At 70.8% G+C, this 22,557-nt stretch carries 18 protein-coding genes; 10 read left to right on the forward strand and 8 right to left on the reverse strand.

Translation table 11 applies throughout. From position 1 onward, the window contains the following. The first annotated feature begins 52 nt into the window (after window positions 1–52). Complete coding sequence (locus ABD256_RS19715; protein WP_344420457.1) at window positions 53–1,624, forward strand: amino acid permease; 1,572 nt, start codon at window positions 53–55, stop codon at window positions 1,622–1,624. A gap of 405 nt (window positions 1,625–2,029) precedes the next feature. Here ABD256_RS19715 and ABD256_RS19720 read toward each other — a convergent pair whose 3' ends face one another. Beyond that, window positions 2,030–4,396 (reverse strand): hypothetical protein, encoded by a 2,367-nt coding sequence (locus ABD256_RS19720; RefSeq protein ID WP_344420549.1) that lies wholly within the window; start codon window positions 4,394–4,396, stop codon window positions 2,030–2,032. Window positions 4,397–4,485: 89 nt separating this feature from the next. On the opposite strand from ABD256_RS19720, the gene ahcY reads away from it, so the two are divergent. The 3 genes from ahcY (at window position 4,486) to ABD256_RS19735 (ending at window position 7,251) form a co-directional block, all read left to right on the forward strand. Further along, on the forward strand, window positions 4,486–5,958 hold the full coding sequence (gene ahcY / locus ABD256_RS19725; protein ID WP_344420460.1) for an adenosylhomocysteinase: 1,473 nt from the start codon (window positions 4,486–4,488) through the stop codon (window positions 5,956–5,958). A 211-nt stretch (window positions 5,959–6,169) separates the two neighbouring features. Further along, window positions 6,170–6,595 carry a YjdF family protein gene (locus tag ABD256_RS19730; RefSeq protein WP_344420463.1) on the forward strand — a complete coding sequence of 142 codons (426 nt, stop codon included), beginning with the start codon at window positions 6,170–6,172 and terminating at the stop codon, window positions 6,593–6,595. A 17-nt stretch (window positions 6,596–6,612) separates the two neighbouring features. After that, window positions 6,613–7,251, forward strand: a complete 639-nt coding sequence (locus tag ABD256_RS19735; protein ID WP_344420466.1) for a dTMP kinase — start codon at window positions 6,613–6,615, stop codon at window positions 7,249–7,251. Window positions 7,252–7,255: 4 nt separating this feature from the next. Here ABD256_RS19735 and ABD256_RS19740 read toward each other — a convergent pair whose 3' ends face one another. Beyond that, window positions 7,256–7,813 (reverse strand): MarR family winged helix-turn-helix transcriptional regulator, encoded by a 558-nt coding sequence (locus tag ABD256_RS19740; RefSeq protein ID WP_344420468.1) that lies wholly within the window; start codon window positions 7,811–7,813, stop codon window positions 7,256–7,258. Window positions 7,814–7,874: 61 nt separating this feature from the next. Here ABD256_RS19740 and ABD256_RS19745 point away from each other — a divergent pair, with 61 nt between their 5' ends. Next, entirely contained in the window at window positions 7,875–8,876 is a 1,002-nt protein-coding gene (locus ABD256_RS19745; protein ID WP_344420471.1) for an alpha/beta hydrolase, read from the forward strand. A gap of 102 nt (window positions 8,877–8,978) precedes the next feature. On the opposite strand, the gene ABD256_RS19750 is transcribed toward ABD256_RS19745, so the two are convergent. From ABD256_RS19750 to ABD256_RS19765, 4 genes are all read right to left on the reverse strand, one after another. Further along, a complete protein-coding gene (locus ABD256_RS19750) occupies window positions 8,979–10,097 on the reverse strand; it encodes an aromatic ring-hydroxylating oxygenase subunit alpha (RefSeq protein ID WP_344420473.1) in 1,119 nt (372 codons plus the stop codon). Then, on the reverse strand, window positions 10,094–11,242 hold the full coding sequence (gene solA, locus ABD256_RS19755; RefSeq protein WP_344420476.1) for an N-methyl-L-tryptophan oxidase: 1,149 nt from the start codon (window positions 11,240–11,242) through the stop codon (window positions 10,094–10,096). The genes ABD256_RS19750 and solA overlap by 4 nt, the downstream gene beginning before the upstream one ends. 76 nt (window positions 11,243–11,318) lie before the next feature. Further along, a complete protein-coding gene (locus ABD256_RS19760; RefSeq protein WP_344420479.1) occupies window positions 11,319–13,769 on the reverse strand; it encodes a GcvT family protein in 2,451 nt (816 codons plus the stop codon). Between the two features lie 276 nt (window positions 13,770–14,045). After that, window positions 14,046–14,831, reverse strand: coding sequence for an IclR family transcriptional regulator (locus tag ABD256_RS19765; protein ID WP_344420482.1), 786 nt, complete (start codon window positions 14,829–14,831; stop codon window positions 14,046–14,048). Window positions 14,832–14,996: 165 nt separating this feature from the next. Here ABD256_RS19765 and ABD256_RS19770 point away from each other — a divergent pair, with 165 nt between their 5' ends. Further along, window positions 14,997–15,314, forward strand: coding sequence for a bifunctional 3-phenylpropionate/cinnamic acid dioxygenase ferredoxin subunit (locus ABD256_RS19770; protein WP_344420485.1), 318 nt, complete (start codon window positions 14,997–14,999; stop codon window positions 15,312–15,314). Next, window positions 15,311–16,474: an NAD(P)/FAD-dependent oxidoreductase gene (locus tag ABD256_RS19775; RefSeq protein ID WP_344420488.1), complete on the forward strand. Its 1,164-nt coding sequence runs from the start codon at window positions 15,311–15,313 to the stop codon at window positions 16,472–16,474. Before ABD256_RS19770 ends, ABD256_RS19775 begins: the two co-directional genes overlap by 4 nt. Here ABD256_RS19775 and ABD256_RS19780 read toward each other — a convergent pair. Continuing rightward, window positions 16,471–17,172, reverse strand: a complete 702-nt coding sequence (locus ABD256_RS19780) for a YidC/Oxa1 family membrane protein insertase (protein WP_344420491.1) — start codon at window positions 17,170–17,172, stop codon at window positions 16,471–16,473. The genes ABD256_RS19775 and ABD256_RS19780 overlap by 4 nt on opposite strands. Before the next feature lie 77 nt (window positions 17,173–17,249). Further along, complete coding sequence (locus tag ABD256_RS19785) at window positions 17,250–17,543, reverse strand: DUF6412 domain-containing protein (protein ID WP_344420494.1); 294 nt, start codon at window positions 17,541–17,543, stop codon at window positions 17,250–17,252. A gap of 155 nt (window positions 17,544–17,698) precedes the next feature. Between ABD256_RS19785 and mtrA the strand changes: the two genes are divergently transcribed. Genes mtrA through ABD256_RS19800 form a run of 3 tightly spaced genes read left to right on the forward strand, consistent with a single transcriptional unit; the run spans window position 17,699 to window position 21,910 of the window. Next, on the forward strand, window positions 17,699–18,376 hold the full coding sequence (mtrA, locus tag ABD256_RS19790; RefSeq protein WP_215541890.1) for an MtrAB system response regulator MtrA: 678 nt from the start codon (window positions 17,699–17,701) through the stop codon (window positions 18,374–18,376). Window positions 18,377–18,383: 7 nt separating this feature from the next. Continuing rightward, window positions 18,384–20,168 (forward strand): MtrAB system histidine kinase MtrB, encoded by a 1,785-nt coding sequence (gene mtrB / locus ABD256_RS19795; RefSeq protein ID WP_344420500.1) that lies wholly within the window; start codon window positions 18,384–18,386, stop codon window positions 20,166–20,168. Beyond that, a complete protein-coding gene (locus tag ABD256_RS19800) occupies window positions 20,165–21,910 on the forward strand; it encodes an LpqB family beta-propeller domain-containing protein (RefSeq protein ID WP_344420503.1) in 1,746 nt (581 codons plus the stop codon). The genes mtrB and ABD256_RS19800 overlap by 4 nt, the downstream gene beginning before the upstream one ends. Window positions 21,911–22,557: the final 647 nt, after the last annotated feature.

Below are 22,557 nucleotides of genomic sequence, written 5' to 3' on the forward strand. Positions count from 1 at the left end.
GCCCATTAGGGTGACGTGCACCCTGCGATCCAGGTCACCCAGGAGGTCAACGTTGCCCGGCACCGGTCTTTGGCGCACCAAGTCGATCGAACAGTCCATTGCGGACACTGACGAGCCCGATACCAAGCTGCGAAGAAACCTCAGCGCATGGGACCTGACCGTGTTCGGTGTCGCCGTGGTGATCGGGGCCGGCATCTTCACGCTGACCGCGCGCACCGCCGGTGACTTCACCGGCCCGTCGGTTTCGCTGGCCTTCGTCTTCGCGGCGATCGCGTGCGCGCTCGCCGCGCTGTGCTACGCGGAGTTCGCGTCCACCATCCCGGTGGCGGGCAGCGCGTACACGTTCTCCTACGCCACCTTCGGCGAGTTCATGGCCTGGATCATCGGCTGGGACCTCATCCTCGAGTTCGCGGTCGCCGCGGCCGCGGTGTCGAAGGGCTGGTCGACGTACCTGGAAACGGTGCTCGGCTACATCTTCGGGCCCGGCGCCAAGAGCTCCTTCGAGGTCGCGGGCGTCACCGTCGACTGGGGCGCGCTGGTGCTGGTGCTGCTGCTCGCCACGCTGCTGGTCAAGGGCACCAAGCTGTCGTCCCGGTTCTCCATGGTGATCACCGGGATCAAGGTCGCGATCGTGCTGTTCGTGATCGTGCTCGGCATCTTCTACATCAAGGGCTCGAACTACACCCCGTTCATCCCGGACCCCCAGAGCGGCGGTGACAGCGGGGGCGGCGGTGTGGACCAGTCCCTGTTCTCGCTCCTCGCGGGTGGTTCGGGCAGCTCGTTCGGCGTGTTCGGCCTGCTGGCCGGTGCCTCGCTGGTGTTCTTCGCGTTCATCGGCTTCGACATCGTCGCCACCACCGCCGAGGAGACCAAGAACCCGCAGAAGTCCGTGCCCCGCGGCATCTTCGGCTCGCTCGCCATCGTCACCGTGCTCTACGTCGGCGTGTCGCTCGTCGTGGTCGGGATGGTCTCGTACAAGGACCTCTCCACCTCCGCGGGCAGTGGCGGCAAGAAGACGCTCGCCACCGCGTTCTCCGAGAACGGCGTCGACTGGGCGGCCAACGTCATCTCGGTCGGCGCGCTCGCCGGGCTCACCACCGTCGTCATGGTGCTCATGCTCGGCCAGGTCAGGGTCCTGTTCGCGATGTCGCGCGACGGCCTGATGCCGAGGCAGCTCGCGAAGACCAGCAAGGCGGGCACCCCGAAGCGCGCCACCCTGATCGTCGCCGGCGTCGTCGCGTTCGCGGCCACCTTCTTCCCGGCAGACAAGCTCGAGGAAATGGTGAACGTCGGCACGCTGTTCGCGTTCGTCCTGGTCTCCGCGGGCGTGCTGGTGCTGCGGCGCACGCACCCCGACCTCCCGCGCGCGTTCCGCGTGCCGCTGGTGCCGCTGATCCCGATCCTCGCGATCATCGCCTGCCTGTGGCTGATGCTGAACCTGACCGTGCTCACCTGGGTGCGGTTCATCGTCTGGATGATCGCCGGCGTCGTCATCTACTTCGCCTACAGCAGGCGCCATTCCCTGCTGGGCAAGCGCATGGCGGCGGGCGAAGTGGTGGCGGCCGAGGGCAGCGCGCTCACCGACCAGAAGGCTCCGCCGAAGGACACCGCCGGGGACGACTGACCCCCGGCCCGGTACCTGACTCGTACCCTCCGCCCGTCCGCCCCGATCGGGGCGGACGGGCGGAGGTTTTTTGCGAGGGGCGAGTTCGCGGCGCTGGATGCCCCGAAGGCGTCCTTCGGGGTATGCGCTGGGATTTTCGCAGCTCGCGCCTCTTGCTCGCGCTCCTGCCCCGAAAAGGGGCTTTCAGGGATGTGAATGTCGCGGATGTTGGCCTTCGCGGGGCCGCCTCGGCTCCGGGCGCATGCCCTGAAGGGGCTCTTGAGGGAATCTGAGGCCGCGAAGGGCACCTTCAGGGCATGGTGCCGCGGCGGCCATCCGGGACGAGGGGTTCCGTTGGGGCGTCCACGGCCCCGAAGGTCGCCTTCGGGGACAGGCGAAAGGCGGGACCGCCGACGTCCGCGGGTGTCAGCGGTTTTCCCTCGGGAAGTTCGGGAAGTCCGCGAACAGCGGGACCTGCTCGCCGAGCGGCCTGCTCGCGGGCTTCCCCGGACGTTCGAGCCCGGCGGCCATCGCGACCGCGCGGTCCCATTCCGGGTCGACGACGTAGTCGAGGTGCCGCAGCACCCCGGCGGCCCAGCGGCGGTTCCCGGTCGACGGCGGCAGCGGGTCCGGCAGCCAGTGGTCGCCGCCGAGGACGAGCGCGCCGGTCGGCGCGGGTTCGGCGGCGGGAAGCGGGCCGATACCGCCGTCGGGGAGGTACCCCACGCCGACGAGCTTGTCCGTCACCACCTGGTGCCGCCACGTGGTGACGCCACCGCCGAAGATGTCGGTGCCGCGGGCGAGCCCGCGCCAGCGCCCTTCCAGTGCCCCGTAGAGATCGGAGAGCGACTCCAGCGGCAGCACCGCGGGGAACGCGCGCTGGTAGCCCCACTGCAACGGGGCGCCCGCGGTGACCAGCCCGACGCGGGACAGCTCTTCCGGCGTGAGGACGTGCGTGAGCCTGGCCGCGGTGACCGTCGCGAGCAGGCCGCCGAGGTTGTGCCCGGCGAGCACGACCCGCGTGCTGGGTTCGGCGAGGTGTTCGCGCGCGCGGGCGGCGAGGTCCGGCACGACCTTGAGCGCGTAGCAGGGCGGGACGGTCGGGTGCGCGGTCCGCGGCCAGAAGCACACGAGATCGGCGAGCGCGCCGAGGTGGCGGCTCCGGCCGGGGGACTTCGCCGCCGTGTAGACCACACGCAGCAGCCCGGCGGCCAGCGCGCCGAGGGTGACCACGCCCGCCGCCGACAGCGGTTCGAGCCAGCCGGGCACCTTGCCGTCGACGATGCGGAGCACGATCAGCCCCGCGGCGCCCGCGGCCATCCCGAGCGAGACCGCCAGCGCGATCCGGTGCAGGTGCCGCCGCTCCCACGCGGAGCGCGCCCACGCCTTCGCGGCGACCTGTTCGTCGTGCGGCCTGGTCTCCATCAGCCGCACGATCGCCGGGATACCGCGCGAGCGGCGCCGCAGCGGCAGCGCCACCGCGAAGCCGATGAGCGCGAGCAGCGCGGCCAGCAGGAAACCCGCGCCCCACAGCACGGTCACGAGCTGGTAGCTGTCCGGCAGCTTGAGGTCGTCGTCGCCGACGAGCTGGCGGACGGCGCCCGCCAGGCCCGCTCCGAACCCGCCGCCGAGCAGCCCGGCGAGCGCGAGCACCGGCGCCGCCGCCCAGCCGCCCGCCCATGGCCGGAGCCGTTTCGGCAGCGCGCGCCAGGCGGGTCTCGCCAGCAGCGCGGCGGGGACGAGCAGCAGCGCGAACAGGAGCCACACCACGACGAGCGACGCCCCGAGCGCTTCGACCGTGCCGTCGATCCCGGACGGCGTGCCGGGGCCGGTGAGCCCGGAGCCGGACAGCCCCGGCGGCAGCGGGGTGTGCCGCACCGCGACCAGGACGACGTCGGCGAACGCGAGTGCGATCACCGCGCGCCGCCCCCACTTGCCGAGCAGCCTTGCCCTGGTCGTCTCGCCGGGGATGCCCGCGATCACCAGCGGCAGCGCGATCATCGCCAAGGTGGCGTACCAGCACACCGCGTCAGTGGTGTTGCCGGTGTTACCGGGCACCCGGAACGGGCCGCCGAGCGTCAGCAGCGCCACCGAGGCGAGCGCGACGACGGTGTGCAGGCAGCGCAGCACGCCGACGTCGTGCGCGGCGCGCAGGTCGTCACCGGGCAGGCCGCCGCCCGGTGCCGCCGGGGACTCCGACCGCACCTTCCAGTCCGCCGACGAGATGCGGTGCAGCACGAAGATCACCACCAGCAGCGGGCCGAACCCGGCCAGCGTGCGCACGGGTGCCGCGGTGCGGAGGCCGTCCGGCACCCAGGACAGGCAGTCAGCGCCGGGTGTGAGGCATTGCACAGCGACGAGATCGAGCGTCACCACGGCGAACTGGCTCACCAGCAACATGGTCAGCAGCAGCGACGCGATCCGCAGCAGCCTGCGCAGCAGCGCGCCGAGCACGGCGGCGGTCCGGCTGCCGCGCCGGGCAGGCGGGAGCATCCACTGCGCGACGTTGGCGAGCGAGAACGGGAACAGCAGCGCCCAGGTGGCTTTCGCCGCTCCGCCCGAGGTCATGCCGCTCCACAGGTACCCCTCGAGCGTGCGGGGGATCGCCCTGCCGAGCGCCTGCACCACCGGGCCCGGCGCGGGCCTGCGCAGGCGGTCCGACGGGCGGATCACCTTGCCGAGCTCGTCGCCCGCGACCTCCACCGTGCTGACCGTGTCCAGCAACGACTCACCGCTCGTGCCGGTCAGTCCTGGCACGCGCAGTTCGGCTATTCGGGTGTCTGGTCCGGGCAAAGCCACCTAAGGGTCACCTAACCTTCGAGTGGGTGTTGAACCGACAACGGTACTGTTCATCTGTCGACGAGCCTTGGAGGAACTGCCCTATGACCCCCGAAAGCGTTGCCAAGCGGCACGACACCCGCAACGGCATCGAATTCGCTGTCGCCGATCTGGACGCCGCCGAGTTCGGCCGCAAGGAGATCCGCCTTGCCGAGCACGAAATGCCCGGACTGATGGCACTGCGACGCGAGTACGCCGAGGTGTTCCCGCTGCGCGGCGCGCGGGTCGCGGGTTCGCTGCACATGACGGTGCAGACCGCGGTGCTCATCGAAACCCTGGTCTCGCTCGGCGCCGAGGTGCGCTGGGCGTCCTGCAACATCTTCTCCACCCAGGACCACGCGGCGGCCGCGGTGGTGGTCGGGCCGCACGGCACGCCCGAAGAGCCCAAGGGCGTGCCGGTGTTCGCGTGGAAGGGCGAAACGCTCGAAGAGTACTGGTGGTGCACCGAGCGCATGCTCACCTGGGACGGCGAGGGTCCCAACATGATTCTCGACGACGGTGGCGACGCCACGATGCTCGTCCACAAGGGCACCGAGTTCGAGAAGGCGGGTGTCGTCCCGACCGCCGACGAGAACGATCCCGAGGAGTGGCAGGTCTTCCTGGAGCTGCTGCGCGCTTCGGTCGCCGCGGACAAGGGCAAGTGGACCGCGGTCGGCGAGAGCGTCCGGGGTGTCACCGAGGAGACCACCACCGGCGTGCTGCGGCTCTACCAGCTCGCCGCCGCCGGTGAGCTGCTGTTCCCCGCGATCAACGTCAACGACGCGGTCACCAAGTCGAAGTTCGACAACCGCTACGGCATCCGGCATTCGCTGATCGACGGCATCAACCGCGGCACCGACGTGCTGATCGGCGGCAAGGTCGCGGTGATCTGCGGCTACGGCGACGTCGGCAAGGGCGCCGCGGAATCGCTGCGCGGCCAGGGCGCGCGCGTGATCGTCACCGAGATCGACCCGATCTGCGCGCTGCAGGCCGCGATGGACGGCTACCAGGTCAAGCAGCTCGAAAACGTGCTCGGCGAAGCCGACATCGTCATCACCACCACCGGCAACAAGAACGTGGTGATGGTCGAGCACATGGCGCGGATGAAGCACCAGGCGATCCTGGGCAACATCGGCCACTTCGACAACGAGCTCGACATCGCGGGCCTGCAGCGGTACCCGGGCATCCAGCACGTCAACATCAAGCCGCAGGTCGACGAGTGGACCTTCCCCAGCGGCCGCTCGATCATCGTGCTGTCCGAGGGCAGGCTGCTCAACCTCGGCAACGCGACCGGGCACCCGTCGTTCGTGATGTCGAACAGCTTCTCCAACCAGGTGATCGCGCAGATCGAGCTGTTCACCAAGCACGAGGAGTACGACAAGGAGGTCTTCCGCCTCCCGAAGAAGCTCGACGAGAAGGTCGCGAAGATCCACCTCGACGCGCTCGGCGGCGAGCTGACCAAGCTCACCAAGGAACAGGCCGAGTACATCGACGTCGACGTCGAAGGCCCGTTCAAGTCGGACCACTACCGCTACTGATTTCCCCGCGGCGCCCCCTCCCCGGAAAAGGGGAGGGGGCGCCGCGCTTTCGCGGGTAGACTCGCCGCCGTTCTTGGCTGGACGAACCGCACAGCCCGGTAGGTAGTCCGGGCGGCCCGCGGCGGTGCGAACCCGCCCTCGCTCGTTGTCCCGGGACGTGCCGGGAAACCAGTTGCGGCCAGGCTGATTCGTCACGCCTGGAGGTTTCCCGATGCACGGGGTGTTCACGCTCTTTCACGACGGCCGGTTCTGGGTCGGCGTTTACGAAATCCACGAAAACGGCTTCGTTCGCGCGGGGCGGCACGTGTTCGGCGCCGAGCCGACGAACGCCGAGCTGGCGTTGTTCGTGGCCGGCCGGGAGTTCACCGCGCTCGGCGACGAGGCGCGAACGGCGCCCGCCGTTCCGGCGCCGTCTCGCGCCGAGGCGCGCACGAACGCGAGGCGGCTCGCGAAGACCGCGGCGAAGACGCAGGACGACGTCGGCGTGGGCACCGCCGCTCAGCGCGCGCTGAGCGAGGCCGTCACCGCGCGGGCCGGTGAGAACAAAGCCGCCCGCAAGCGTCGTGAAGCGGAGGAGGCGCGCCGCCGCCGTGAACTGGCGCGCGGCAAAGCCAGGGCGAAGCGGCGCGGGAGGTGACTCGTATTGTGTGCCAGGTGGGACGACTCCTCGTGATCGAAGGCCTCGACGGCGCCGGAAAGCGCACGCTCGCCGAAGCGCTGACGAAGGCGCTCGCGGACAAGGGGGCGACCGTCGGCACGCTCGCGTTCCCCCGCTACGGCCGGAGCGTGCACGCGGATCTGGTGGCCGAGGCACTGCACCGGCAGCACGGCGACCTGCCCGATTCGGTGTACGGGATGGCGCTGCTGTACGCGCTGGATCGCCGCGGCGCCGCCGATGAGATCGTCGAGAGCCTGCGTTTCCACGACGTCGTCCTGCTCGACCGGTATGTCGCGTCCAACGCGGCCTACGGTGCCGCGCGGCTGCGCCAGGGCGCGGACGGCGAGTTCGTCCGCTGGGTCCGCGAGGTCGAGATCGAGCGGTTTTCCCTGCCTGTTCCGGATCTCCAGCTCCTGCTGCGGGTCACGCCCGAGGTGGCCGCCGCCCGCGCCGCCGGGCGCGCGGCGGCGGACGCTTCGCGGGCGAAGGACTCGTTCGAGTCCGACGACGCGTTGCAGCAGCGGTGCTCGGTGGTCTACGACGAGCTGGCCGCCGCCTCGTGGCTGGGACCGTGGCAGGTCGTCGACGGCGGTTCGGCCGACGCGACCGCCGTTGCTTCGCTGCTCGGCTTCTGAGCCGTCATGACCGGCGCCGCTTCGGCGCGAGGTCCTCTTCGCCCGGCACGAGCATGAGCGGGTGGGTGCCCGCCTCGGCGGCGGCGGTGAGCTTGCGCAGCAGCCGCACGAGCTGCTTGCGTTCGCTCGTGCCCAGCGGCGCCAGCAGCTCGTGCTCGGCGTCGGCCTGCGCGCCGATCGTGGCCTCCCAGGCGCGGTGCCCCTTCGCGGTGAGCGTGACCAGCAGCTTCCGCCGGTCGTCCGCGTCGTGCGTGCGGGACACGTAGCCGGATTCCTCCAGCCGTTCCAGGCGGTTCGTCAGTGTCGCGGGCGCCACGTCGAGGCCGGCGGTCAGTGCGGTCGGCGTCATCCGGTACGGCTTGCCGACCGAGCGCAGCCGCCAGAGGATGTCGTATTCCCAGCTCTTCAGCGGGTACGACGCCAGTGCTTCGGCCCGGCGGTGCGCGAGGTGGCGTACCAGCATCTGCATCCGGGTGACCGCGCCCTCCACGTCGGGGTCGAGGTCGGCGACCTCACGCGACCAGAACTCGATGTGCCGGTCAATGGAGTCGACTTCACGCATCGGGTCAGTGTACCGTTCGAGTCGGAATACTTCGATTTCGTACTAGCTGGGGTGATGGTCTATGGACGGCAGGATCGACGAGCACGAGATCGAGAGCGCACTGCTGGCGGGAAATCCGCTCGGGGACAGCCACCGCAGGCCGCTGTGGGTGTACACCCCGCCGGGGTACGACGGCGGCTCGCGGCGCTATCCGGTGGTGTACCTGCTGCTCGGGTTCACCGGGCGGCTCGAAGCATGGCGCAACCGCGGCCCGTACCGCGAGCCCGTGCCCGAAACGATCGACGGGGTGTTCGCGCGCGAAGAGGCGCCGCCGATGATCCTGGTCTTCGTCGACGCGTGGACGGCCTACGGCGGCAGCCAGTACGTCGACTCGGCGGGCACCGGGCGCTACCACTCCTACCTCTGCGAGGAGGTCGTGCCGTGGGTCGACGCGCACTACCGGACCCTCGCCGCGCGGGAGCACCGCGCGATCGCGGGCAAGTCCAGCGGCGGGCTCGGCGCGATGATCACGCCGATGCTGCGGCCCGACCTGTTCGGCGCCTTCGCGACGCATTCCGGCGACTCGCTGTCCGAGGCCCAGTACCTCCCGCACTTCTTCGCCGCGGTGCGGGACCTGCGCGCCTACGACGGCGACATCTTCCGCTGGTGGGACGACTTCCGCTCGAGGGTCGCCTTCACCAAGCAGGAAGACCTGCGGCTGCTCGAAATCCTCGGCGTCTCCGCGTGCTTCTCACCCGGTGCGGACGGCACGCCCGAACTGCCGTTCGACCCCCGCACGGGGGCGATCCGCGAAGAGGTCTGGGCGCGCTGGCTCCGCTGGGACCCGGTGCGCATGGTCCCGGAGCACGCCGACGCGCTGCGGTCCCAGCGCGCGATCTGGATCGACGCGGGCGTCCGCGACGAATGGTTCCTCGACCTCGGCGCCACCGCGTTCCGCGAAGCGCTGACCGGGATCGGGGTCGACTCCACCGTCCACTTCGAACTCTTCGACGGCGGGCACGTCGGCGTCGAGTACCGCCAGCCCCTTGCCCTGGCCTGGCTCGCGGAGCGGCTTTCGCCGTAACCGCCGAGAGGGCCCGAAGGCGACCTTCGGGGGCATGCGCGCTGGGTTCAGGGCATCCCCCGAAGGTCACCTTGGGAGCATGGACGGGGACCTGGCTCGGCGTCAGGAGAGCATTTTCTGCACCCATTCGTGGAACTCGCCGATGTGGTGCTCCGACGGCATCAGCACCCCGCCCTCGGCGTAGGCGCGCGAGCTCATCGCGGGCTGGCAGCGTTCGCAGGCGTCGAAGTCCTGCTGGTTCACCCGGTGGAACAGCTCGACCGACCGCGACACGTCCTTGCCGGAGGCGACCACGTCCTTCGAGTAGAGCCAGTCGCATTCGACCACGGTGCGGTCCACGGCGAGCGGGTACATCCGGTGGAAGATCACGTGGTCGGGCACCAGGTTCACGAACACCTGCGGGCGCACGGTGATCGCGTAGTAGCGGCGGTCGTGGGCTTCGCCGACGTTGTCGAGCTTGCCGAAACCGGCGCTGCCGTCGACGGTGAACCCGGCGATCTCGTCGCCGAACTCGGCGCCGTGGCCGACGTAGTACTGCGCCGCGTACCCGTCGGCGAACTCTGGCAGCACCTCGGTCAGCTCGGGGTGGATGGTGGCGCAGTGGTAGCACTCCATGAAGTTTTCGATGATGAGCTTCCAGTTCGCCTTGACGTCGTAGGTGATGCGCCGTCCGATCTCCAGGTCGCCGACCTCGTAGCCCTCGATCACCTCGGTGCCGCCGAGCCGCTCGGCGACCGGGGCGATCACGGTGTCCGAAAAGGACGGTGGATCGGCGGCGAGGCACACCCACGCGTAGCCGAGCCACTCCCGCAGGTGCACCCGGTTGAGCCCGTACGCGGTGCGGTCGAGGCCGGGCATGCTCGCGAGATTGGGCGCCGCGACCAGTTTCCCGTCCAGCCCGTAGGTCCACGCGTGGTACGGGCATTGGAAGGACCGTTTGACCGAACCGGTTTCCTCGACGCACAACCGCGCGCCGCGGTGACGGCAGACGTTCAGGAACGCGTTCAGCGCACCGTCGCGGCCGCGGCTCACCAGCACGCTCTCCCGTCCTACCTGGACGGTCCGGAAGTCGCCGGGCGAAGGCAGTTCCGCGCCGCGCAGCGCGCAGAACCACAGCGACTCGAAGATCCGTTCCTGCTCGCTCGTGAATGTTTCCCGGTCGGTGTAGGTCCGGCCGGGAAGAGTGGGGATGAGGCCGGTCGGCTGGTCTGGCGAAGTCATGCACACTCCTCATGGCGGAACCGCGCCGGGTCGAACAGGGAGATCGGGTGGGCCGTGCCGCCCTCGGTCACGAGATCGGCCAGTACCTCGCCCACCACCGGGGTGAACTTGAAACCGTGCCCGGAGAACCCGCACGCCACGACCACGCGTTCGGCCGACGGGTGGCGGGAAATCACGAAGTGCTCGTCGGGCGTGCTGGTGTACAGGCAGGTCACCGCGCGCAGGAAGCGGCCGGGCAGCGCCGGGATCCGCGCACCCGCGTGGGCGCCGATCTCCGCGATCTCGTGCGCGTGCACGCGCCGGTCGATGTCTTCGGGCGTGCAGTCCCCGCCCTCGCCGAAGAACGCGATCTTCACGCCTTCGCCGAGCCCGTTGTGCGCGGGGAACCCGTAGAGCAGCTTCCCGGCGCCGGACCACAGGAACACCGGGTGCCGCTCGGGGAGGAACTCGGCGGGGTCGCCGCCGGGCGCGAACCAGTACTGCACCCTGCGCTGCACCCGCAGCGGCACGCCGAGGCCGGAGAGCAGGCTCGGCGCCCACGCCCCGGGGCAGATCACGAGCTGGTCCGCGGTGTAGTAGTTCTGCGTCGTGCCGACCCTGACCCCCGACGAGTCCGAGGTCCAGGTCACGACCTGCTCTTCGTAGTGCAGGTCCGCGCCCGCGCGCTTCGCCAGGTGCAGGTGCGCCGCGACGCTCGCCTCCGGTACGACGAACCCCGCGTTCTGTTCGTACAGCGCGACGTCGTCGTCGGCGGGACGCATGGTCGGCAGCCGTTCGCGCAGCCGGTCCGCGTCGAGGACCTCGTGCGGCAGGTTCCACTGGCGCGCGCTGCGCAGGCTCCCGCTGAACGGCACCGAATCCGGCTTGCCGATGGTGACGCCGCCGCAGCGCCGGAAGATCCGGCGCCCCGAATCGGCTTCGATCTCGTCCCACAGCTCGTGCGCCCGCAGCATCAGCGGCACGTACGCGGGATCTTCGAAGTACGCCTGGCGCGTGATCCGCGACCCGCCGTGGCTCGAACCGCGGTTGTGCACCGGCGCGTACTGCTCGATGCCGAGCACCCGCTGCCCTCGCTGCGCGAGCCGGTACGCGGCCGCGCTGCCCATCCCGCCGAGCCCGATGACGATCGTGTCGTAGCCGGTCATGCGATCGCCTCGCTCCGCGAGACAGCGTTGAATTCCTTCTGGCGCATGGTGTCTTCGATCCGCTCGCAAGCGTCGCTCATGACCGCAGCCTCGTCATCTTCGGGTCGAAGAGAGGTTCCTCCGCGACGGTCGCGGCGACCTTCTCTCCGAAGTACTCGATCTCGACGCCGCGACCCGGCACCGCGACCTCCGACGGCAGCCACGCGTACGCGATGCCCCTGCCGATCGTGTAGCCGTAGGCCGCGCTCGTGACGTACCCGCACGGCCGCCCTTCGGAGAACACCGGTTCCTTCCCGAGCACGACCGCGCCCGGCTCGTCGAGGGTGAGGCAGGTGAGCTTGCGCCGCGCGGTGCCGGCGGAGCGGCCGACGAGCGCCTCCCGCCCGATGAAGTAACCCTTGTCCATCCGCACCGCGAACCCGACCCCCGCCTCGTACGGGTCGTGCTCGGTGGTCATGTCGGTGCCCCACGAGCGGTAGCCCTTCTCCAGCCGCATGCTGTTGAACGCCTCCCGCCCGGCGGCGATGATCCCGTGCCGCTGGCCGGCCTCCCACAGCGTGTCCCACAGCTTCCGCCCGAAGTCGGCCGTGGTGTAGAGCTCCCAGCCGAGTTCGCCCACATAGGACAGCCGCATCGCGGTCACCGGAACCGTTCCCACGTAAGCGTTCTTCGCCTTGAAGTAGCCGAGCGCCTTGTGCGAAAAGTCCGCTGTGGACAGTGGCTGGAGCAGGTCGCGGGCGAGCGGGCCCCACAGCCCGACGCAGCAGGTGCCCGCGGTGACGTCGCGGACCTGCACGCTGCCGTCGCCGGGCAGGTGCCTGCGCAGCCAGTCCAGGTCGAGCTGCGAGTTCACGCCGACCTGGAAGTCCTCCGGCCCGAGCCGGGCCACCGTCAGGTCGCTGCGGACGCCGCCGTCCTCGCCGAGCAGGAGCGTGTAGGTCACCGAACCCGGTTTCTTGTCGAGCTGGTTCGTGGTCAGGGCCTGCAGGAACGACAGCGAACCCGGCCCGGTCACCGAAAGCCGCTTCAACGCCGTCATGTCGAACAGCGCGACCCGCTCGCGTGCCACGAGCGCTTCGGCGCCGCCGATCGGAGACCAGTACCGCGCCGCCCAGTCGTCGCGGACGGGGATGCGCTCGACCTCGGGCAGGTTCGCGTTGGCCTCGTACCAGTGCGGGCGCTCCCAGCCGTTCGCTTCGAGGAAGAACGCGCCGAGCTCCTGCTGGCGCTCGTAGAACGGGCTGGTCCGCAGCGGCCGCGGGTCGGCCATCGGCTGCAGCGGGTGCACCACGTCGTAGACCTCGGCGAACGCCTGGCAGCTTCGCCGGTGCACGTAGTCCGGCGCGAGCTGGGCGGGCTCGAACCTGGCCAGCTCGCAGCCGTGCAGGTCGAGCGCGGGCTGCCCGTCCACCAGCCACTCGGCCATCGCGCGCGCGACACCGGCGGAATGCGTGATCCAGACCGCCTCGGCCACCCAGAACCCGTCGAGATCGGGGTGCTCGCCCAGCAGCGGCATCCCGTCGCTGGTGAACGAGAAGAGGCCGTTGATGCCCTGTTCGACCTTGGTGTCGCCGAGCACCGGCAGCAGGTCGGTGGCCGCGGCCCAGGACTCCTCGAAGTCCTCCGGGGTGAACGCCAGCTCCGAGGGCATCCCCGGTGAAGTGCGCGGGTCGGCGATCTCGCCCGGCGCGACCGGCATCGGCCGGTGCCCGTACGCGCCGATCCCGATCCGGTCGACGTGCTCGCGGAAGTACAGGTCGGCGTCCTGGTGCCGCAGCAACGGCTTGCTCGCCTCGGTCAGCTCGTCGTTGTCGCCCGCGAGCACCGGCAGCGGGTTCGTCTTCGCGTACTGGTGCGCCATCGGCACCAGCGGGATGTCCAGCTCGACCAGCGAGCCGATCAGCGGGCCCCACATGCCGGTGCAGCACACCACGATGTCGGCCCTGAAGTGCTCGCGCTCCGTGGTGACCCCGGTGACGCGCCCGGCGGAGCGGTGGATCTCGGTGACCTTCTGGTGTTCGAGGAACCGCGCGCCGCGTGCCATCGCGCGCCGCGCCTGCGCTTCGACCGCGCGCAGCGGTTTCGCCAGCCCGTCGCTGGGGATGTGGAAGCCGCCGAGGATCTTCGACTCGTCGAGCAGCGGGTGCAGCTCGGCGCACTCGCCCGCGTCGCGCAGGTAGCCGCGCACCCCCGACGCGGTCGCCCAGCCGTGCCGCCGCTTCAGATCCGCCCAGCGCTCCGGCGTGGTGGCCACTTCCAGCCCGCCGAGCTGCTGGAAGCACCACTTCCCGTCCAGGGTGAGGCCGGTGTACTTGGCGACGGTGTAGCGGGCGAACTCGATCATGGTGCGGCAGCCGGTGGTCTGGAAGACCAGGCCGGGCGCGTGCGAGCTCGACCCGCCGGTGGCGAACAGGTCGCCCTGCTCCAGCACCGTCACGTCGGTCCAGCCGCGTTCGGTGAGCTCGTCGGCGAGCGCGCAGCCGACGATGCCGGCTCCGATCACGACCACGCGGGGTTGGGCTGCCATCGCGGTACCTCCTGCTTCTTCAGTGCAGGCCAAATAACGGTCCACTGTGGACCGTTACCGGGGGTGGGTGGCACGCGGGAGCCCTCGGATGAGGGACGCCCGAGTTGCGGATTAAGAGATACGTTCCGTCTTAAGCAACAAGGTGCGGGATGTCACGAGTCGGTGTCAAGAGGTACGAGGCAGTAGGTCCTGGCGGTTTTTCAGCGCGGAGAACGGCCCGTTACCGGTGCTGAAGACCGGTAACGGGCCGCCGGGGTGAAGCGATGGGATTCCGGGCTACTCCGTGAAGTAGCCGAGCTGCGACGAAAGTTCCGCCGCCGCCTCGGTCATCGGGCGCACGATCTGGCGCACCCGCTGCCGGGAGAGCCGGTAGGACGGTCCCGACGCGCTGATCGCGGCGACCACCTCACCGCCCGGTCCGAAGATCGGCACCGCGACGGCGTGCATGCCGAGCTCGAACTCCTCGAAGCACGCGGCGTAGCCCTCGGCCACGATCCGCTCCAGCTCGCCCGCGAGATCGCCGGGATCGACGGTGGTGCGGGGCGTGTAGGACTCGAGCTTGCGGCGCAGCAGCCTGCGCCGTTCGGCCTCGTCCAGGTGGGCGAGCAGGATCTTCCCGCTCGACGTCGCGTGCAGCGGGGTGCGCTGGCCGGTCCAGTTCTGGGTGGTGATCGCGGCGTGCCCGCGCGCCTGGCTGATGTTGATCGCGACGCCCTCGTCGGCGACCGCGATGTTCACCGTCTCGCCGAGCGACTCCGCCAGCTCCTGGCAGGTCTGCCTGCCGAGTCTGGCCAGGTCCATCCGCCCGGTCGCGGCGCCGGCGAGCCGCACGATGCCGAACCCGATCGCGTACTTGCCGCGTTCGCCGAGCTGCTCCACCAGGCCGCGCGACTCGAGCACGCTGACCAGCCTGGACGCGGTCGACTTGTGCACGCCCAGCTCACCGGCGATCTCGGTGATCCCCGCTTCGCCGTTGCGGGCGAGCATTTCGAGCACGCTGATCGCGCGGTCCACCGACTGGACCTGGCTGGGGGCCGCCTTTCCTGAGTCCTGGTTCCGCATGACGCAACACTAACCGCTTCGAGCGGCTCCGCTCGGCTGACCGGGCGAACCCCTTGACGAGCAGGGGGGATGACCGGGATTGTTGCGCATAGCACGACGTGACGCGTAATACGCAACACGAACGGGCTTCCAGGCAAACTTCCCCGCATCATCCGGAGGCCGAAGATGATCCGTGCCTGCGACGTCGATGACCTGCCAGAGGGGGAGGCCGTCCGCGTCCTCGCCCACGTCCCGATCTCCGTGTTCCACACCGAGGGCGAGTACTACGCGATCGACGACACCTGCAGCCACCAGGACGCCTCCCTCGCGGACGGCTGGGTGGAAGGCTGCTTCGTCGAATGCCCGTTGCACGCCGCTTCCTTCGACCTCCGCACCGGCAAGCCGACCTGCCTGCCCGCGAAACGCCCGGTGCGCACCTATCCCGTCGTCGTGTCGGACGGCGCGATCTACGTCGACACCGCCGTACAGGAGATGACCGCATGAGGACCGTGACGATCGTCGGCACCTCGCTCGCCGGGCTGCGTGCCGCGCAGGAACTCCGCGCACAGGGCTTCGACGGCGAGCTCGTGCTCGTCGGCGACGAACCCCACCGCCCCTACGACCGGCCGCCGCTGTCGAAGGACTTCCTGCTCGGCAAGATCGGCGTCGAAGACCTCGAACTCGCCGACGCGGCGGGGTTGCTGGAACTGGGCGCGCGCTGGCACCTGGGCAAGCGGGCCGTCCGACTGTCCTCATCGGACGGTTCGGTCGTGCTGTCCGACGGCACCGAACTCGCCTCCGACGGCGTTGTCATCGCCACCGGGGCGTCCGCGCGAACGCTCGGGGGCGGCCTCGCCGGTGTCCACACGCTGCGGACGCTCGACGACGCGGTCGCGCTCCGGCGGGAAGTCGCCGACGGCGGCGTGCGCGTCGTGGTGATCGGCGCCGGGTTCATCGGCGCCGAAACCGCTTCCACCTGCCGTGCGCTCGGCTGCGACGTGACGGTCGTCGAAGCGGCGCCGGTACCGCTTTCCCGCGTGCTCGGTGCCGAGTTCGGCGCGGCGTGCGCGGGCCTGCACGAGGAAAACGGCGTGCGGCTCGTGACCGGGACCGGTGTCTTCGCGCTCGAAGGCGACACCCGCGTCACCGGGGTGCGGCTGGCCGACGGCACGGTGCTCGACGCCGACGTCGTGGTGGCCGGGATCGGCGTGCGGCCCAACACCGAATGGCTGGACGGTTCCGGGCTCCTCGTCGACAACGGCGTGGTGTGCGACGAAGGCTGCGTGACCGCCAGCCCGAACGTCGTCGCGGCCGGCGATGTCGCCCGCTTCCGGCACGACGGCGCGCACGTGCGCACCGAGCACTGGACCTCGGCGGCCGAGCAGCCCGGCGTCGCGGTGCGGAACCTGCTGGCAGGCAGCACCGTCGCGCACCACGCGAACCGCGGGTACTTCTGGTCCGAGCAGTACGGCCACCGCATCCAGTTCGCCGGGCGGGCCGCCGGCGAAGCCGAGGTGGTCGAAGGCTCGCTCGCCGGCCGCAGGTTCGTCGCGACCTACCTGTGCGACGGCGTGGTCACCGGCGTGCTCGCGATGGACAGCCCGAAACCGTTCACGAGGTTGCGGCGCGGACTCGCCCGCGCCGCAACGGTTCCCGCGGGTTAGCCCACCACGAGCCGCCGGTGCAGGAAGGCCCGCTCGGTCACCGTCCACGCGGTGGTGGTGAGCAGGTACAGCCCGGCGGCGAGGGGGACGACAGCGGCGATGAGCACGGTGCCGTACGGCATCAGCCCGATCAGCCTGGCGCCGGGTACGTCACCGGCGCCGGGCCGGTTCCGCTGCCAGCGCGCGGTGAAGTACGCGACGCAGCCGAGGCAGGCGAGCAGGCCCGCGAAGACGAGCACCTGCGGGCCCGCGGTGAGCGCGGTCGCGAAATGACCGCCGAGCGGGACGCCGAACACGGTGTGCGCGAGCATCGCGTTCGGCGTCCCGTTCAGCGTCGCCGAGCTGAAGAGCCGGTACAGCACCATGAAGAACGGCGCCTGCGCGAGCATCGGCAAGCAGCCCGCGAACAGCGACGCCCCCGATTCGCGGTACAGCGAGAGCGTCGCCTCCTGAAGGCGGGCCGGATCGTTCTTGTGCTTGTCCCGCAGCTTTTGGAGCTGAGGGGCCAGCGCGGCGCGTTTCTTTTCCCCGCGCACCGCGGCGCGGGCGAGCGGGTGCAGCGCCAGCCGGATCAGCGCGATCGACGCGACGATCGCGACGGCCGTGGACAGTTCGCCGGACAACGGGTGGACGAGATCCGCGAGCCAGGCGACCGCGTGCTGCGCGCCCTGTGCGGGCACGTCGAGAAAACCGAACATGGGAGAACTCCGTCAGCGGAGAAGGGCACGCGTCGGCGGAAACGGCCGTCGAGCGTGAGGGAACGGGCGGACGCGGCTCAGACGGCCGCGTGGCCCGCTGACGGAGCTCGGGGACGGGGACGGCCCGCGGCATCGGGATCGCGGAGCCGGAGGAACCTGCTGCGCGCGGCCCGTTGCCGCAGCGCCATGGCGCGGACGCGGGGTGGCGCGTCCGGCGGGTCGAGCCTGCCTTCGAGGACCGCCACCGCGACCGTGACGGTGAACGCGGCGAGCAGCGCGACACCGGCGACCGCGAGCGGGTTCGCCGGATCGGCGAGCAGCAGCGCGCCGAGCGTGACCGGAAGCGTCAGGACGAGCATGAGCCTCAGCACCGGCGCCTCCCTTCGCTCGCGGTAAGCCAAGCGTAGCGTGCGGTGGGCCGATGCCACCCGGATGGAGCAACGCGGTAGCGTCATCTTTGATCTTTCTGGTGGGCACATCGACGGGTCGTGCGCGTGACGGTGGCGACCAGTGCGAATATGTGCTCATGAAGGCACGTGTCTTGGTGGTCGACGACGACCCCGCCCTCGCGGAGATGCTCACCATCGTCCTGCGTGGGGAGGGGTTCGATACCGCGGTCGTCGCCGACGGTTCACGCGCGCTGCCCGCGCTGCGCGACCTGAAACCCGATCTCGTGCTGCTCGACCTCATGCTGCCCGGCATGAACGGCATCGACGTCTGCAAGGCCATCCGTGCCGAATCCGGCGTGCCGATCGTGATGCTCACCGCGAAGAGCGACACCGTCGACATAGTGCTCGGCCTCGAATCCGGCGCCGACGATTACGTGGTCAAGCCGTTCAAGCCCAAGGAGCTGGTGGCGAGGGTGCGGGCGCGCATGCGGCGCACCGAGGCCGAGCCTGCCGAATCGCTCGCGATCGGCGACCTCACCATCGACGTGCCGGGCCACGAGGTGACCCGCGAGGGCAAGGCCATCCCGCTCACGCCGCTCGAATTCGACCTGCTCGTGGCGCTGGCCCGCAAGCCGCGCCAGGTGTTCACCCGCGAGGTGCTGCTCGAACAGGTCTGGGGCTACCGGCATGCCGCCGACACGCGCCTGGTCAACGTGCACGTCCAGCGCCTGCGCTCGAAGGTGGAGAAGGACCCGGAACACCCCGAGGTGGTGTTGACCGTTCGCGGCGTCGGGTACAAGGCAGGCCCGCCGTGACCGCGCGATGAAACCGAAGGTCGCCGCCTTCACCCGCATGGTGGTGCGGGTGTCGGGCAGGGTCGCGGCGTTCGGCCGCCGCCGCATGGTCGCCTTCGGTGAGCTGTGGCGCCATTCGCTCCAGTTCCGCGTCACCGTGTCCACGCTCGCGCTGTCCTCCGCGGTCGTGTTCGTGCTGGGCCTCGTGCTGCAGACCCAGATCACCGAGCGCCTGCTCGACACCAAGTCGGCGGCCGCGGTGCTGCAGACCCAGGCCGTGGTGCAGACCGCGGAGCGGGAGCTCGTCGGGCTCAGCAACCAGGACTCGCTCAGCGACCGGCTGAACACCGCGCTGAAGCGGATCACCAGCAGCGCGCCGGAAGCGCAGACTTCGAGCGGCTCGGCCGCGGGCGCGTTCGAGCCCGTGCTCGCCAGCGGCGGCACCGACCCGACGGCGGGCGCGCCGCTGTCGGTCGGCCCGCTGTCGAAGGTGCCGGAGCGGCTGCGCCAGTTCGTCGAGCTGCAGCAGCTGAGCAAGCAGATCCACACCGTGGTGTCCTCGGACGGCTCGCGCACCACCTACCTGATGGTCGGCGCGTCGGTGAGCACCACCGCCCGGCCGCTGCAGCTCTACCTGCTCTTCCCGCTCACCTCCGAGCAGGCCACCGTGTCGACGGTGCAGAACACGCTGCTCGTCGGCGGGCTCGTGCTGCTCGTCCTGCTGGCCGGGATCACGAACCTGGTCACCCGCCAGGTGGTGCGCCCGGTCCGGCGCGCGGCCGAGGTGGCGGAGCAGTTCGCCGTCGGCGACCTCGACCGGCGGCTCCCCGTCGCGGGCGAAGACGACCTCGCGAAGCTCGCGGTGTCCTACAACGAGATGGCGGCCAGCATCCAGACCCAGATCCGCCAGCTCGAAGAGTTCGGCACCCTGCAGCGCCGGTTCACCTCCGACGTCTCCCACGAGCTGCGGACGCCGCTGACCACGGTGCGGATGGCCGCCGACGTGCTGCACGCGTCGCGCGAGCAGTTCCCGCCGGGGCTCGCGCGCTCGACCGAGCTGCTCGTCGACGAGCTGGACCGGTTCGAAGCGCTGCTCGGCGACCTGCTCGAGATTTCCCGCCTCGACGCGGGCGTCGAGGAACTGGCTGCCGAGCTGATCGACGTCTCTCCCATCGCGCGGCGCGCCGTCGAGCAGGTCAGGGTCATCGCGGGCTCGTCGAACACCGCCATCGAAGTGGAGCTCCCCGAGGCGCCCGCGGTGGCCGAGGTCGACTCGCGGCGGGTCGAGCGGATCATCCGCAACCTGCTCGCCAACGCCGTCGACCACAGCGAGGGCAGGCCGGTGCTGCTGCAGGCCGCGGTCAACGCGGACACCGTCGCAGTGACCGTGCGCGACTACGGCGTCGGGCTGCGCCAGGGCGAGGCCGACCTGGTCTTCAACCGGTTCTGGCGCGCCGACCCGTCGCGGAACCGGCGCACCGGCGGCACCGGGCTCGGCCTCGCGATCAGCCACGAGGACGCCCGCCTGCACGGCGGCGCGCTCGAAGCGTGGGGCGCGCCCGGCCACGGCGCGTGCTTCCGGCTGACGCTGCCGCGGCACCAGGACGTGCCGATCGGGAAGAGCCCGCTGCCGCTGCCGCCGGTCGACGCGCCGCCGGGCAGCGTCCAGCCGGTGCTCGCCAAGGTGGTCGAGGAGCAGCCGGGGCGGCCCGCGCTCACCGCCAACGCCCCGAGTGCCTCGGGCATCGCCGGCATCGCCGGCATCGTCGATGTCTCGGACCTCGCCTCGATCGCGTTCAAAGAGGAGCGATGACCAAGCCGTTTCGCCTGGTGTGCCTCGCGCTGATGTCGTGCGTGGTGCTCGTCGCCGGCTGCGCGAACGTGCCGGAGGAGTCCCAGCCGGAGGTGGTCACCCCGCGCGGCGCGCAGGTGTCCAGCCCGGACGTCAAGGAACCGGACCGCAACCTCGACGCGCTGTCGGTGGTGCGGGCCTTCGTGCACGCCAGCGCGCTGCCGACGGAGAACAACGCCGGCGCCCGCGTGTACCTCGACGAGCAGGTGCGCCAAAAGTGGAGCCCGGTGCAGGGCTTCACCGTCATCGACGACACCTTCGGCACCGTCTACGACACCTCGCAGCCCCAGGACCAGAACGAACGGTCCGTCGTGCTGCGCGGGTTCACCGTCGGCGAGCTCGGCGCCGACGCGGCGTTCATCTCCGGCAAGCGGTCGTACGAGTGGAGCTACAAGGTGCGCCGCCAGGCCGACGGGCAATGGCGCCTGCTGGACCCGCCGCCGAACATCGTGCTGGCCGAAAGCGACTTCATCGCGAACTACTTCCGCGTGCCGGTGTACTTCATCGCGCCGGAGTCGAACGTGCTGGTGCCCGATCTCCGGTACGTGGCCGCGAAACCCCAGTCCGGGCTGCCCGGCCGTGTGGTGAACCTGCTGCTCGACGGCCCGTCGAACGGGCTCGTCGGCGCGGTCCGCACGGCGATCCCCGACCAGACCACCCTTGAGACGAACGTGCAGGCGGGCAAGGACGGCGCGCTGGTGGTGCCGTTGTCCGGGGTCGGCGACCAGGGCCAGGACATCAGGAAGCTGATGGCCGCGCAGATCGTGCAGTCGCTGCAGAGCGTCACCACGAGCAGGGTCCAGCTGCTCGGTGACGGCCGCTCGCTGGTGACCGGGCACGACGCGTGGCTGCCGAGCGAGCTGCCGTCCAACGGCGGGCTGACCGCGCCCGCGTTCGAGCTGCAGGGCCTGATGGTGGTGAACGGCAGGGTGCGGTCGCTCGCCGACGGCCAGCCCGTGAGCGGCTCGGCGGGGGACGGCTCCGTCGGCGTCCTGAGCGCCGCGCAGTCGCTCGACGGCAAGCGCCTCGCGCTGGTGGAAAACGACCACGGCAAGCAGCAGTTGCGCATCGGCGAGTTCGGCGGCGAGATGCCGCGAGTCTCGCTTTACGGCAGCTCGCTGACGAGGCCGACCTGGCGCCCGACCCTCACCGCGGGCGGCGTCGCCAGCGAACTGTGGACCGTGGTGGACAACCGGCAGGTCCTCCGCGTCTCCCGCTCGGCGGACGGGCGATGGCTGCCCCAGGTCGTGAACGCCGACGAGATCGCGGCGACTGGTCAGATCACCGCGCTGAGGCTGTCCAGGGACGGCACGCGGGCCGCCCTCATCGTCAACGGCCAGCTCGTCATCGCCTCCGTCGCGCGCGCGCAGGACTCGGTGACCCTGCGGATGCCGAAGACCATCCGCGGCGGCGAGCTCTCCGGTGTCGTCGACGTCGACTGGGCCGGTGCCGACATCGTCATCGTCGCCACGAACTCGGCGTCCCAGCCCGTCGTGAAGGTGCCCATCGACGGGCTGCGGGCCGACCCGTTCAACAGCTCCAACCTGACCCCGCCCGTGCACGCCGTCGCCGCCGCGCCCGGCCGGTCCGTCATGGTCGCCGACGCCGGTGGCCTGTGGACCGCCCTGGACATCGGCGAAGTCTGGCGCCCGCACCAGCCCGCCCCCCTCAACGGCGTGGAAACCCCCTTCTACCCCGGCTGATCATCCGCCGGGTCAGGGTCCCATGCCCCGAAGGGCCCCTTCGGGGAATCTGAGGCCGCGAAGGGCCCCTTCGGGGCATGCGCTGGGATTTCGCCGCTCGCGACCCTTCGCGCTCATGCCCCGAGAGACGGCCTCCAGAGGCGCGCATGCCGCGAATACGGCCTCCGCGAGCCCGCCCCACCCCGGGCCGCACGCCCTGAAGACGCCCTTGGGGGAATCTGACGCCGCGAAGGCTCCCTTGAGGGCATAGGCGTCGCCATGCCGCGCGCCGCGAGGGGCGAGATCGCGGCGTCAGATTCCCCGAAGGCGACCTTCAGGGACCACCCCCCGGGACGACTCCCCACTCTCAGCGCATCCCCACCCCACCCGCGACGTTTAGCCCGCGAACTGCGAGTGGAGCGCCCCCAGCCCGGCAGGCCCCGGCGTACGTTTAGCCCGCGAACCGCACTCCGCGCCCCGCCCCACCCGCCCGCCCGCCCGCGACGTTTAGCCCGCTAACTGCACTTCGAGCCCCCACTTCGCGCGCCTACGGCCCGCGCCGGAGGCGCCCACCCCGCTCGCCCGCCTACCCCCCGAGTGCCGCGAGGCCCGCGCCGAAGGCGCGGTCACTCCCAACCCAGCCAGGCACCCGGCGATCCGGTGCGCCC

The organism is Amycolatopsis minnesotensis (genome assembly GCF_039529815.1).
Lineage (GTDB): Bacteria > Actinomycetota > Actinomycetes > Mycobacteriales > Pseudonocardiaceae > Amycolatopsis > Amycolatopsis minnesotensis.

What these genes read in the sequence shown, in the direction of transcription:
- ABD256_RS19760 (WP_344420479.1), bottom strand. Translation starts at nt 13,769, where the DNA reads ATGGCAGCCCAACCCCGCGTGGTCGTGATCGGAGCCGGCATCGTCGGC.
- ABD256_RS19800 (WP_344420503.1), top strand. Translation starts at nt 20,165, where the DNA reads ATGACCAAGCCGTTTCGCCTGGTGTGCCTCGCGCTGATGTCGTGCGTG.
- ABD256_RS19730 (WP_344420463.1), top strand. Translation starts at nt 6,170, where the DNA reads ATGCACGGGGTGTTCACGCTCTTTCACGACGGCCGGTTCTGGGTCGGC.
- ABD256_RS19775 (WP_344420488.1), top strand. Translation starts at nt 15,311, where the DNA reads ATGAGGACCGTGACGATCGTCGGCACCTCGCTCGCCGGGCTGCGTGCC.
- ABD256_RS19750 (WP_344420473.1), bottom strand. Translation starts at nt 10,097, where the DNA reads ATGACTTCGCCAGACCAGCCGACCGGCCTCATCCCCACTCTTCCCGGC.
- solA (WP_344420476.1), bottom strand. Translation starts at nt 11,242, where the DNA reads ATGACCGGCTACGACACGATCGTCATCGGGCTCGGCGGGATGGGCAGC.
- ahcY (WP_344420460.1), top strand. Translation starts at nt 4,486, where the DNA reads ATGACCCCCGAAAGCGTTGCCAAGCGGCACGACACCCGCAACGGCATC.
- ABD256_RS19770 (WP_344420485.1), top strand. Translation starts at nt 14,997, where the DNA reads ATGATCCGTGCCTGCGACGTCGATGACCTGCCAGAGGGGGAGGCCGTC.
- ABD256_RS19745 (WP_344420471.1), top strand. Translation starts at nt 7,875, where the DNA reads ATGGACGGCAGGATCGACGAGCACGAGATCGAGAGCGCACTGCTGGCG.
- mtrA (WP_215541890.1), top strand. Translation starts at nt 17,699, where the DNA reads ATGAAGGCACGTGTCTTGGTGGTCGACGACGACCCCGCCCTCGCGGAG.
- ABD256_RS19740 (WP_344420468.1), bottom strand. Translation starts at nt 7,813, where the DNA reads ATGCGTGAAGTCGACTCCATTGACCGGCACATCGAGTTCTGGTCGCGT.
- mtrB (WP_344420500.1), top strand. Translation starts at nt 18,384, where the DNA reads ATGAAACCGAAGGTCGCCGCCTTCACCCGCATGGTGGTGCGGGTGTCG.
- ABD256_RS19765 (WP_344420482.1), bottom strand. Translation starts at nt 14,831, where the DNA reads ATGCGGAACCAGGACTCAGGAAAGGCGGCCCCCAGCCAGGTCCAGTCG.
- ABD256_RS19780 (WP_344420491.1), bottom strand. Translation starts at nt 17,172, where the DNA reads ATGTTCGGTTTTCTCGACGTGCCCGCACAGGGCGCGCAGCACGCGGTC.